Origin of the sequence: Paenibacillus sp. FSL M7-0656 (genome assembly GCF_038003225.1) — a bacterium.
GTDB classification, from domain to species: Bacteria; Bacillota; Bacilli; order Paenibacillales; family Paenibacillaceae; genus Paenibacillus; species Paenibacillus amylolyticus.
On record NZ_JBBOOT010000001.1, the window covers coordinates 6,355,096 to 6,367,611 of the forward strand.

Sequence of the window (12,516 nt, forward strand, 5' to 3'; positions counted from 1 at the left end):
GGACTTGCCATGACATTGGCAGCACACAGCCGGAAGACAGGTGCGCCCCAAGCGGTGTATCTTCACATTCCCTTTTGCACGAATAAATGTTTTTATTGCGACTTTAACTCTTACGTTCTGAAAGATCAGCCCGTGATGCAATATCTCGAAGCGCTGGAACGGGAGATGGAACATACAGTTAAGGCCAATCCACCGGGCGAGATCAAGACGATATTTGTAGGTGGGGGTACGCCAACAGCTCTGAAACCGGATGAGATGGCCGTATTTCTTCGTTCCGTGAAGACGTATTTCCCAAATTGGGCGGACGATATTGAATTTTCGATGGAAGCCAACCCGGGAACAACGGATGCGGAGAAACTCGCTGTGATGAAAGAAGGCGGCGTCAACCGTGTCAGCTTTGGCGTACAGGCTTTTCAGAATGATCTGCTGACAGGCATTGGCCGTATTCATAATACGGATGATGTATATCGCAGTTTGGAGAATGCTCGAAAAGCAGGCTTGAATAACCTGTCCATTGACCTGATGTTTGGTTTGCCAAACCAGACTGTTGAAATGTTGAATGAGAGTATAGACAAAGCGCTGGAACTGGATCTGCCGCATTACTCCATCTACAGCCTGAAAGTGGAAGAGAATACACTTTTCCATACCCTGTATCAGAAGAACCAGTTACCACTTCCTCATGAAGATGATGAGCTGGAGATGTATCTTCTATTAATGAGACGTATGAAAGAAGCAGGTTATGGACAATACGAGATCAGTAACTTTGCCAAGCCGGGCTTCGAGAGTCGTCACAATATTACCTACTGGCGTAATGAGGACTACTACGGTCTGGGTGCAGGGGCACACGGATATGTGGGCCGCGAACGGCATATGAATATTAAAGGTATAAATCCTTATGTTGAAGCTTCACGAGCAGGGTTGCCTCGTCTGGATCATTTTGAGATTGCTCGCCCCGAAGCCATGGAAGATTATCTGATGGTTGGACTGCGAATGTTGGAGGGAGCTTCGGCCTCACGCTTTAGCGAACAGTTCGGAGAGTCCATGGAAGAAGTGTTTGCGAAGCCTTTGGGCAAAATGTTGAACGCAGGGTTGCTTGAGCGGACGGCAGACGGCTTCCGACTGAGCGAGCAGGGTATCCTGTTCGGAAATGACGTTTTTGCGGAGTTTATCGGGTCCATATCGCTGAATTCATAGCTTGAAATTCTATACGCTCTGTTGTATATTTATTCATATTGATTTTACAGAGCGTGTTAATTTAACAACTACGAAGTCAGCTTTCCTCTGGAAAGCTTGGTAATAGGAGGAGAGAAGGATGTCGGTAATATGCAGAAAAGCCGTGCCGGAAGATGTTGAACCACTGTATGAAATGATTAAGGGCTATGCAGAGCGTGGGATCATGCTTCCGCGATCACGGGAAATACTGCACCGACAGCTGGAGCACTTTGTTGTAGCCGAAGTTGATGGTGAAGTGGTGGGTTGCGGATCGCTTTGTCGTCTGGGGAATGATTTGGTGGAAGTCAGATCACTCGGTATCTCGGAAGGGCACAAAGGGCTCGGTATTGGCTCCCGATTGCTGGACCGACTTGTAGAAGAAGCGGAGAAACAACAGATTCCTAAGGTTATGGCGTTGACATATGAAGTATCCTTCTTCCTCAAAAACGGCTTTGCCGTAGTGGAAAAAGAGATTTTCCCTGAGAAAGTATGGACCGACTGTGTTCATTGCAGCAAGCAGGATTGTTGCGATGAGATCGCGGTATTAAAAGAGCTTAACGTTTCAGCATAACAACTGAATGGACTGCATGAATCGAGCCGAGTCAGCCTCTGCCCTACATGCAGTCCTTTTTTACTTCAAAGTATGTTCAATAAAGTTGTTAGGACTCGTCGACATTGGTCTATACTATAAATAGATGAGCCCACTCATCAAACTCACTTGACAATGTTCACGTCAGTTTGGTATTTTTGTATTACCGCTTAGCACTCATCTAACCGGAGTGCTAACGACATGGGGCAGTACAGTCAGAAGGAGGGATACTCACCATGTTAACAGAGCGTCAACGAATGATTCTGAACGCTATAGTGGATGACTATATCCGTTCAGCTGAGCCCGTAGGGTCCCGGAGCATTTCCAAAAGGGGAGATGTTGGATACAGTCCGGCGACGATCCGTAATGAAATGGCGGACCTTGAAGATATGGGTTTCCTGGAACAGCCGCATACATCGGCAGGACGAATTCCATCCCATAAAGGCTATCGATATTATGTCGATCATTTGGTCCCTTGGAATCAGGTGGAGCCTCAGGAGTTGGATGATCTCAAGTCGTTCTTCGCTGAAAAATTGAACGTCATGGAACAAGTTATTCAGCATGCATCCAATATTTTGTCACATATGACGAATTATACTTCGATCCTGCTTGGACCGGAAGTATTCCATACGTCCTTACGTCACTTCCAATTGCTTCCGTTGAACGAGAGTGAAGCTGTGGCAATTATCGTGACCAATACAGGTCAAGTGGAGAACAAGACGGTTCAGATTCCACCAGAAATCTCGGTAGCTGAGATGGAAAATGTGGTTCGCTTGTTAAATACCAAACTTGTGGGCGTACCAATCTACAAATTGAAATCCCGTCTTTATACCGAACTTGGGCAAGAGATGGAACGGCATATTACACGTTATGAGGAAGTTATGCAGGTGCTCAACAGTGCCTTTGACAATGAACATGATAATCGTCTGTTCCTCAGTGGTGCCACTAATATGTTGACTCAACCGGAGTTTAAAGATATCGAAAAGGTAAAAGATATTCTTGATCTGCTGGAAGAGACACCAACACTCATGAAATTGATGATGCCCGTGCCGGGTGGATCTGGTATTCAAGTGCGAATCGGCACTGAAAATGATCATGAAGCCTTTGCCAACTGTAGCCTTATTACAGCCTCCTATTCATTGGACGGTGAGGCTTTGGGTTCGATCGGTATTCTAGGACCCACGCGGATGGATTATGCACGTGTCATTCATATTCTAAATACACTATCCCGTGACTTGACGGCGATGCTAACACATCGTTTCAAATAAGATTCGGGAATGAACCATTTCATTCGTATAAGGAGGTGAACATCTTGAAAGAGGAGCAATCATTTACAGAAGAACAAGAGGTAACAGCAACTGAGCAGGAGCCTATTAATGAAGCTGGCGCTGCAAAAGCACAAGCTGAAGAGATGGCTGGTCAGGAGCAGGATGAGCTTGCACGTCTGAAGGCAGAAGCTGAGGAGCAACAACAGCGTTATGTCCGTGCACAGGCTGATTTTGATAACTTCCGTCGTCGTACGCAGAAGGAAAAAGAAGAATTGGCTAAATACGCTTCGATGAAGCTGGTCACCGAACTGGTACCGGTTATTGATAACTTCGAGCGCGCCATGGCTACTGTACCGGAAGGAGCAGAGGTCGAATCTTTCTCCAAGGGCATCCAAATGATTTTCCGTCAATTGGAAACCGTGATGAATAATGAAGGTCTGACGGCTATGGAATCGGTAGGACAACCGTTCAATCCTGAATTCCACCAAGCAATTATGCAAGTGGAGAGCGACGAGTACGAAGAAGGTATCGTTGTTGAGGAAGTCCAAAAAGGCTACATGCTGAAAGATAAAGTGCTTCGTCCAGCTATGGTTAAAGTCAGCTCATAAATTCCTTATAGGAAGGAATGAGTCGGCTCCATGGTTGAACAATGTGGGCGAAGTTTAATATAAAGGTTTGTACACATAGAGCACGATTAGCAACATGAACATCTAAATAAGGGTCAGATCAGACCCATTCATTTTAAATTGTTGAGGGAGGAAATTTTCGGATGAGCAAAGTAATTGGTATTGACTTAGGAACAACAAACTCATGCGTAGCAGTAATGGAAGGCGGCGAGGCTGTCGTAATTCCAAATCCGGAGGGCGCACGTACAACTCCATCCGTAGTTGGTTTCAAAAAGGATGGAGAGCGCGTTGTTGGTGAAACAGCAAAACGTCAAGCCATCACCAATCCGGATCGTACTATCATGTCGATCAAACGTCACATGGGTACTTCCCACAAGGAAACGATCGATAGCAAAGACTACTCTGCACAAGAGATCTCTGCAATCATCCTGCAAAAATTGAAATCCGATGCTGAAGCTTATCTGGGTCAAACGGTAACTCAAGCAGTTATCACTGTACCAGCTTACTTCAATGACAGTCAGCGCCAAGCGACTAAAGATGCGGGTAAAATTGCAGGTTTGGAAGTTCTGCGTATCGTCAACGAGCCAACAGCAGCAGCTTTGGCATACGGTATGGAGAAATCCGAAGACCAAACGATCCTCGTATATGACCTGGGTGGCGGTACGTTCGACGTATCCATTCTTGAACTGGGTGATGGCTTCTTCGAAGTTAAAGCAACTAGCGGGGACAACAAACTAGGCGGGGATGACTTTGACCAAGTGATCATTGATTACCTCGTAAGTGAATTCAAAAAAGATCAAGGCATTGACTTGAGTAAAGATAAAGCAGCGGTTCAACGTTTGAAAGATGCAGCGGAAAAAGCGAAAAAAGAACTTTCCGGCGTATTGACTACAACGATCTCCTTGCCGTTCATCACAGTTGCTGATGGCGTTCCTCAGCATTTGGAGTTGAACCTGAGCCGTGCGAAATTTGAAGAAATCTCTGAAGGTCTGGTTGAGCGTACGCTTGAACCAACTCGTCGTGCATTGAGTGATGCGGGTATGACGCCTAACGATATCGACAAGATCGTATTGGTTGGTGGTTCGACACGTATTCCAGCAGTACAAGAAGCAATCAAAAAACTGACGGGCAAAGAGCCACACAAAGGCGTTAACCCGGATGAAGTTGTAGCTTTGGGTGCTGCTGTACAAGCGGGCGTACTGACAGGTGACGTGAAAGACGTTGTATTGCTCGACGTAACGCCATTGTCCCTGGGTATCGAAACAGCGGGTGGCGTATTCACTAAAATGATCGAGCGTAACACTACGATCCCTACAAGCAAATCTCAAGTGTTCTCCACGTATGCAGACAATCAACCAAGCGTTGAGATTCATGTTCTGCAAGGTGAGCGTGAGATGGCAGCGGGTAACAAATCGCTTGGACGTTTCATGTTGGGTGATATTCCACCAGCTCCACGTGGCGTTCCACAGATCGAAGTTAGCTTCGATATTGATGCCAACGGTATCGTTAACGTATCTGCAACAGATAAAGGTACGAACAAAACTCAAAAAATCACAATCACTTCTTCCAGCGGTTTGAGCGATGCTGAAGTTGAGCAAATGATGAAAGATGCTGAGTTGCACGCTGAAGAAGATAAAAAACGCAGAGAACTCGTTGAAGCGAAAAACAGTGCAGATCAATTGATCTATTCTGTTGACAAAACGATCAAAGATCTTGGCGAAAAAGCAGATGCTGGCGAAGTTGAAAAAGCGAATGCTGCCAAAGAAAAACTGCAAGGCGTTCTGGCTTCCGACAACCTGGAAGATATCAAAGCTGCTACAGAAGAACTGACAGAGATCGTTCAACAACTGTCCGTGAAACTGTATGAGCAAGCTCAGGCGCAAGAGCAAGAAGCACAAGGTGCTGAAGAGCAACAAGGTTCTGCTAAACGTGACAACGTCGTAGACGCTGATTACGAAGTTGTGGATGAAGATAAAAAACAAAACTAATTCGTAGTTCTACGCGAATTAAACATCGGTGACGTTCGAATTAGAGGGAAAGTCATAGCCGGGGCTCCCGCGCTTTGGCTTTCCTTTTGTCACGATGTGCGATATGGTGAATGATATGGGGGTGGAAGAGTGGCTGAAAAGCGTGATTATTATGAGGTGCTTGGCGTTAGTAAAACGGCTAACGACGATGAGATTAAAAAGGCTTACCGTAAGCTTGCCCGTCAGTATCACCCTGACGTAAACAAGGCTGCTGATGCGGAAGCTAAATTTAAAGAAGTTAAAGAAGCTTACGACGTAGTGAGTGACGGTCAGAAGCGTGCACAATATGATCAATATGGTCATGTCGATCCGAATCAAGGTGGATTCGGTGGTGGCGGTGATTTTGGCGGCGGCGGATTTGGCGACATCTTCGATATGTTCTTTGGCGGCGGTGGCGGTGGACGACGTGATCCAAATGCTCCGCAACGGGGGAATGATCTGCAGTACACGATGACAATTGAGTTCAAGGAAGCTGTATTCGGTAAAGAAACCGATATTACGATTCCGCGTACCGAAGGCTGTGATACCTGTCATGGCTCAGGTGCCAAACCTGGAACGAAACCGGAAACCTGCTCGGTCTGCCAAGGTAGCGGTCAGCAGGAAGTCGTGCAAAATACACCGTTTGGTCGTATGGTTAATCGTCGTGCATGTTCGAACTGTAGCGGTTCGGGCCAAATTATCAAAGAAAAATGTACAACGTGCAGTGGTAGCGGTAAAGTCCGCAAGCAACGCAAAATCCATGTTCGCATTCCAGCGGGTGTAGATGATGGCGCGCAACTGCGTATGACAGGTGAGGGTGAAGGCGGCCTGCGTGGCGGACCAGCGGGAGATCTGTATATTGTCATTCGCGTGAAATCACATGATTTCTTCGAGCGTGAAGGCGACGATATTTATTGCGAAATCCCACTTACCTTTGCTCAGGCAGCTCTGGGAGATGAAGTTGAGATCCCAACGTTGACCGAGAAAGTGAAGTTGAAAGTACCAGCTGGTACACAAACGGGAACGTATTTCCGCCTCAAAGGCAAAGGTGTACCACGCCTGCGCGGTATGGGGCAGGGGGATCAGCATGTGAAAGTGGTTGTGGTTACACCTAGTAAGCTGAATGACGAGCAGAAGGATCTGCTTCGCCAAATTGCTTCGCTGGATGGAGAGCAAACACATGAGCATGAACAATCTTTCTTTGATAGAGTGAAACGCGCCTTCCGCGGCGACTGAGAATAAAATAAAGTAAGTTCAAAAGGACACCACAGCGGTTTTTACCGCGGGGTGTCCTTTTTTGTACGCCTTTTTTAGTGGTTCAGTGGTTTTTGTGAAATCCATGGATTTATGCTACAAAGAACGACAGCAATTTGTGGGAGCATTTCGGTATATTCTGAGCGAACTTGCGGAAAGATAGCATGGCGAGAATGATATGCATAGCTGATATGCGAGAAATTAGGGAAGCAGGTGAAGCGGATGACCGAGAAAAATATTTTGGCGTACTTTCACAGCCCGGAGCAGGCTCAAGGGGCGGCCAAAAAACTGGAGGCATTGCGAGTGGAGGACCTGTCAATTAATCGATTCAGCCGATATGCGGGTGTAGGACCAAGCGGGGCTTCCTACAAGCCGGGCGTTTCCGGCAGTTTTTCATCATGGGTGCCCGATTCGATGCAAACAAATGCCAGTGCTGGAATTATGGCTGCGGCGGACCCTTCTGCAAGCGGCATGAGTGATGGTGGACAGGGTGGACCTACAGGAAGAGATGTATTACTAACTGTCATCGTAGATGAATCGGTACATCACCGCGCTATGTCTATAATCGAACAAGCCGGTGGAATGATCTAGTTTCAGGAAATGTATATAAGATGGACAGATAATTACACTTTAACGGAGAGTGTAGAACCAATCTGAAGAAGCGAAGCGTTCGCCTAAAAGCTTTCGCAAGAAAGCTACTTCGGAAGCATACGCTATCCCCGGATTTCTCCCTTTAAGGAGGGAGTTGAAGGAATCTGGGGATAACAGCGATCGGAGGATGGGGCTACAATCGGAGTCTTACAGTGTAACAAATATTAGTTCATTTTAATTTGAAGGAGGAGCATTACAATGGCTGAACATGAACGTCCAGGTAAGATTTTAACAAAAACGGAAAAGATGAAACGTATGCAATCCGCGAAAAATGAGGACGTGGAATTCAGCGCTGAAGTTGCGGATCATGAAGATATCGAAGCACTACGCCGCAGTGAAGCGGCTGATCGAAGACAGGGACGGGAGCTTCATGACTGAAGATCGCTCGGCAGTGACCCTCGAAGCTGTTTTTACAAGCTGGACTGAGGCCGAGTCTGCACGCAGAGCCCTGGAATTTTTGCACCCGAACCAATTAAGCATTGAGAGCCTTGGCAATGAAGCGTCTGCATTGGGCTCAAACCATGTTACGGGCTCCGATAATTCTCCTACGGCCGTCGTCGGAGGATTTAGTGGCGAACTGAATGTACTTGCCTTGATTAGTGATGAAACGGAAATGTTGTCCAATGGTCAGGTGTATGATACACCCAAAGAGGACTCGGCCAACAGGCTAAAACAAGAAATTTTGCTAACCGTGTCCGTATCCAACGATTCGCTCCCGCAAGCCGCAGAGATGATCACACAAAACGGTGGGCGTTTTTGTTAAGTGAGATTCAAATTATGTAAAATGCTGAAGTAAATAAAACAGATATGTATGAATAGATGACAGGATATTCGAGCAGTCAGGCTGCGGATATCCTGTTTTGTTTTTCTTTTAGTTGTCGGCTTTGTGCTCCGGCTAGCTTGTGTAGTACAATAGTTGGGATGTTTGAATAATGAGGAGGAAAAACCAAGTATGTTATGGCATGAACTAACAATACATACCACAGAAGAAGCTGTGGAGATGATTTCGAATTTTTTACATGAAGCGGGTGCTGGAGGGGTTTCGATTGAAGAGTCCGGTACTTTAAATAAAAAACGGGACACAACGTATGGTGAGTTATACGACGTTCCATTGAATGATATTCCGGAAGGCTTTGCGGTCATCAAAGGGTACTTCTCCGAAGGTACGGACATGGTTGCATTACAGTCTGAAGTTAATCCGAGAGTTGAGGAACTCTCCGAATTCGGAATTGATACAGGTGAGGTTCGTTATGAGACGCGTACAGTGGATGAAGATGACTGGGCAACAGCCTGGAAACAATATTTCAAGCCGGTACGTGTATCGGAACGTTTGACGATCAAGCCAACGTGGGAAGAGTATACGCCTGAAAGTCCAGATGAGAAAATTATTGAGCTTGATCCAGGCATGGCTTTTGGTACAGGAACCCACCCAACGACCTCCCTCTGCTTGCGCACACTGGAAACGGTTATTCAGGGCGGCGAGGAAGTTATTGACGTAGGTACAGGTTCTGGTATTTTGGCTATTGGAGCGATAAAACTTGGGGCAAAACATGTACTGGCGCTTGATCTTGATCCGGTTGCGGTAATCAGTGCCAGGGAGAATGTGGAACTGAATGGGCTGGAACAACAAATTACGGTTAAAGAGAGTGATCTGTTGTCCGTCCTTGGGAGTCAGGACCCTGCACTTGGTGTACAACTGCCGGTTAAGATTGTCGTGGCGAACATTCTGGCTGAGATCATTTTGTTGTTCGTAGACGATGTCTATAATGCGCTTGAGTCTGGTGGCACCTATATTGTATCCGGCATTTGGAAGAACAAAGAGCAGGTTGTGCATGATGCACTGGTAGCCTCCGGGTTTGAAGTGAGTGCGATCCACCGTGATGAGGATTGGCTGGCGTTTGTAGCCAGAAAGGGGTAACGTATGGACTTCTGGAATTCGTTCTTTCGTTATCCGATCGATCAGCTTCCGTTTTTCCTGCTGACCATTCTGATCGCATTTACGGTGCATGAATTCTCGCATGCGTATTTTGCCAACAAATTTGGTGATCCAACAGCGAAGCTGTTGGGTCGGGTCACGCTGAATCCGGTTGTACACTTTGACTTGTTAGGTGTGCTGCTGCTCATTATTGCCGGCTTTGGTTGGGCACGTCCAGTTCCCGTTAATCGGGCTAACTTCGACAAACCTAGATTGATGGGCATCATCGTATCTGTAGCAGGGCCTCTGAGCAATCTTTTGCTCGCGATCATCGGTACAATCATCTATGCTTCACTGGTTGGTTCGGGAGCTCTCGGCGGCATTGATAATGAGCGTCTGCTCACAGCAATCACGACGTTTTTCGCTATCTTTAACTTAACCAACTTTTTCCTGTTCCTGTTTAACTTGATTCCGTTGCCACCACTGGATGGTTATCGGATTCTAGAGGATCTACTGCCACCTTCAATCAGCCGCAAGCTGCAAGGGGTGGAGCAATGGTCTGTTTTTATCTTCCTATTGATTCTTGTTATACCTCCGTTGCAAAATGTGACGATTCAACCTTTGTATGAGTTTGCGCAAACGATGTATGTGGATCTAGCAAAGGTGATTATCGAATTATATCGCTAAAAGCGCATTGTTTATGAACCGGAATACTGGTCAGAAACACGTAAAAGTTGTATGATCATCTGTGGCGATTGGATTCATGCCTGTCATCAGGTGGGGTGAATTCCAATCATAACAGGACAGAATGGGTGGATTGACTAATGCAGCGATATTTTATATCTGCAGAACAGTTTAATGAACACGCTGTGATTATCACAGGTGATGATGCACGCCATATTGGCAAGGTCATGCGTGGTAAACCTGGAGATAAACTGATTGTCAGTGACGGAAACTCCAGAGAAGCACTCGTGGAAATTGAGAGTATTGAAGTTGGCCAAGTGACAGCCAATATTGTGGAACCTCTCGAGATGGACCATGAAGCACGGATTCGTGTAACCGTGGCACAGAGTTTGCCCAAGGGTGACAAGATGGAAACAGTCATCCAGAGATGTACTGAGATTGGGGCGGTATCATTTGTACCCTTCCTATCAGAACGTACGATTGTGCAATATGATGCCAAGAAAGAAGGCAAACGGTTGGAGCGGTGGCGGAAAATTGCCAAGGAAGCTGCCGAACAGAGTCACCGGAATCGCATTCCATCCGTTGAGCAGCCGCTTTCCTGGAAAGGGCTGTTATCTTCTTTTGAGGGCTATAGCCTGGTATGTTATTGTTATGAGAAAGAAAACGGTAAACAGCTGAGAGATGCACTGAAACCGTTTATTGAGCAACTTGCACCTGATGCAAGTGCAGAAGTATTGATCGTGGTTGGACCGGAAGGTGGATTTTCTGAGAAGGAGACGGCAGAGGCTGATCAGGCAGGTGCTGTATCTGTTGGACTGGGCAAACGCATTTTGCGTGCTGAGACAGCTGGAATGGCAGCACTAACTTGCGTGCTATATGAATCCGGAGAAATGGGAGGAATGTAATTATGCCATCCGTGGCGTTTTACACCTTAGGCTGCAAAGTTAATTTCTATGATACAGAGGCGATTTGGCAATTGTTCAAAAACGAAGGTTACGATCAAGTGGACTTTGATGAACAGACAGCGGATGTATACTTGATTAATACTTGTACAGTAACCAATACCGGCGACAAAAAGAGCCGTCAAATTATTCGTCGTGCCATTCGGCGCAACCCGGAGGCGATTGTGGCCGTTACAGGTTGCTATGCGCAGACTTCTCCGGCAGAGATTCTGGACATCCCAGGGGTGGATCTGGTTATCGGTACACAGGACCGTGACAAGATTTTGCCATATGTTAATGAAATTCAGGAGTCCCGTCAACCGGTTAATGCGGTGCGTAATATTATGAAAACCCGTGTGTTTGAAGAAATGGACGTACCGGATTTTGCTGATCGTACCCGAGCATTCCTAAAAATTCAGGATGGATGCAATAACTTTTGCACGTTCTGCATTATTCCGTGGTCTCGTGGTCTCTCACGTAGTCGGGAAGCGAACAGCATTATTCAACAGGCGCATCAACTCGTACACGCCGGATACAAGGAGATTGTTCTGACTGGTATTCATACAGGTGGGTATGGCGATGACATGGAGAACTATGATCTGACCGATCTGCTGTGGGATTTGGATAAGGTAGAGGGTTTGGAGCGTATTCGAATCAGCTCGATTGAAGCCAGCCAGATCGACGACCGTATGCTCGACGTGATCAAACGTTCGGACAAACTTGTTCGTCACTTCCATATTCCGCTGCAAGCGGGTGATGATACGGTGTTAAAACGCATGCGTCGTAAATATACGACGGAAGAGTTTTACAACAAGATGCTTCGCATTCGGGAAGCAATGCCGGATGTAGCGATTACAACAGACATCATTGTTGGATTTCCAGGTGAGACGGATGAGATGTACCGTAATGGCTATGAGTTGATGCGGAAGATCGGTTTTTCCGAAATGCACGTATTCCCTTATTCCAAGCGTACGGGTACACCAGCAGCACGAATGGAAGATCAGGTGGACGAAGAAGTCAAAAATGCACGTGTGCATGAACTGATTGACTTGTCTGAACAGATGCAGCTGGAGTACGCTGAGCAGTTTGTTGGACAGGTACTGGATGTTATTCCCGAAGGTGAAGCCAAAGGCCGCGAGGGAAGTGGCAAGCTGCACGGTTATAGCGACAACTACATTCAACTGGTCTTTGATGGAACGATGGATATGGTCGGTAAAGTGTGCCGAGTCAAAGTGGTTGAAGCCGGCGTCAACGAGAGTCAGGCTATGCTGGTACGTGTTTTGGAAGAGAATCTTAAGTCCGCCGCGATGTAATCGAGGCGTCAGAAACAAGGATTTCATTTCCTTGGGGAGCTTACCCGGGGAGATGAG

General features: G+C 46.6%; 13 protein-coding genes. All 13 read left to right on the top strand.

Annotation, left to right across the window (positions count from 1 at the left end; all coding sequences use genetic code 11):
- Window positions 1-9: 9 nt before the first annotated feature.
- The 13 genes from hemW (at window position 10) to mtaB (ending at window position 12,459) form a co-directional block, all read left to right on the top strand.
- Window positions 10-1,194, top strand: a complete 1,185-nt coding sequence (hemW, locus tag MHI01_RS27825) for a radical SAM family heme chaperone HemW (protein WP_017687213.1) — start codon at window positions 10-12, stop codon at window positions 1,192-1,194.
- A 118-nt stretch (window positions 1,195-1,312) separates the two neighbouring features.
- Window positions 1,313-1,783, top strand: coding sequence for an N-acetyltransferase (locus MHI01_RS27830; RefSeq protein WP_017687214.1), 471 nt, complete (start codon window positions 1,313-1,315; stop codon window positions 1,781-1,783).
- 254 nt (window positions 1,784-2,037) lie between these two features.
- Window positions 2,038-3,069, top strand: a complete 1,032-nt coding sequence (gene hrcA / locus MHI01_RS27835; RefSeq protein WP_036615092.1) for a heat-inducible transcriptional repressor HrcA — start codon at window positions 2,038-2,040, stop codon at window positions 3,067-3,069.
- Between the two features lie 44 nt (window positions 3,070-3,113).
- Window positions 3,114-3,677: a nucleotide exchange factor GrpE gene (gene grpE, locus MHI01_RS27840; RefSeq protein WP_340984609.1), complete on the top strand. Its 564-nt coding sequence runs from the start codon at window positions 3,114-3,116 to the stop codon at window positions 3,675-3,677.
- Between the two features lie 161 nt (window positions 3,678-3,838).
- Window positions 3,839-5,683, top strand: a complete 1,845-nt coding sequence (dnaK, locus tag MHI01_RS27845; protein WP_047843796.1) for a molecular chaperone DnaK — start codon at window positions 3,839-3,841, stop codon at window positions 5,681-5,683.
- A gap of 129 nt (window positions 5,684-5,812) precedes the next feature.
- Entirely contained in the window at window positions 5,813-6,937 is a 1,125-nt protein-coding gene (gene dnaJ / locus MHI01_RS27850; RefSeq protein WP_036615086.1) for a molecular chaperone DnaJ, read from the top strand.
- A gap of 240 nt (window positions 6,938-7,177) precedes the next feature.
- Window positions 7,178-7,546, top strand: a complete 369-nt coding sequence (locus tag MHI01_RS27855) for a hypothetical protein (RefSeq protein WP_017687219.1) — start codon at window positions 7,178-7,180, stop codon at window positions 7,544-7,546.
- A gap of 258 nt (window positions 7,547-7,804) precedes the next feature.
- The gene (locus MHI01_RS27860; RefSeq protein WP_036615084.1) at window positions 7,805-7,984 is read left to right on the top strand and encodes a YfhD family protein; all 180 of its coding nucleotides are present in this window, start codon (window positions 7,805-7,807) and stop codon (window positions 7,982-7,984) included.
- Window positions 7,977-8,369 carry a hypothetical protein gene (locus tag MHI01_RS27865; protein ID WP_340984610.1) on the top strand — a complete coding sequence of 131 codons (393 nt, stop codon included), beginning with the start codon at window positions 7,977-7,979 and terminating at the stop codon, window positions 8,367-8,369. The genes MHI01_RS27860 and MHI01_RS27865 overlap by 8 nt, the downstream gene beginning before the upstream one ends.
- A gap of 189 nt (window positions 8,370-8,558) precedes the next feature.
- A complete protein-coding gene (gene prmA, locus MHI01_RS27870) occupies window positions 8,559-9,524 on the top strand; it encodes a 50S ribosomal protein L11 methyltransferase (RefSeq protein ID WP_340984611.1) in 966 nt (321 codons plus the stop codon).
- Between the two features lie 3 nt (window positions 9,525-9,527).
- Complete coding sequence (locus MHI01_RS27875) at window positions 9,528-10,208, top strand: site-2 protease family protein (RefSeq protein WP_340984612.1); 681 nt, start codon at window positions 9,528-9,530, stop codon at window positions 10,206-10,208.
- 137 nt (window positions 10,209-10,345) lie between these two features.
- Window positions 10,346-11,110 (top strand): RsmE family RNA methyltransferase, encoded by a 765-nt coding sequence (locus MHI01_RS27880; protein WP_127545212.1) that lies wholly within the window; start codon window positions 10,346-10,348, stop codon window positions 11,108-11,110.
- Between the two features lie 2 nt (window positions 11,111-11,112).
- Window positions 11,113-12,459: a tRNA (N(6)-L-threonylcarbamoyladenosine(37)-C(2))-methylthiotransferase MtaB gene (mtaB, locus tag MHI01_RS27885; protein WP_340386915.1), complete on the top strand. Its 1,347-nt coding sequence runs from the start codon at window positions 11,113-11,115 to the stop codon at window positions 12,457-12,459.
- Window positions 12,460-12,516: the final 57 nt, after the last annotated feature.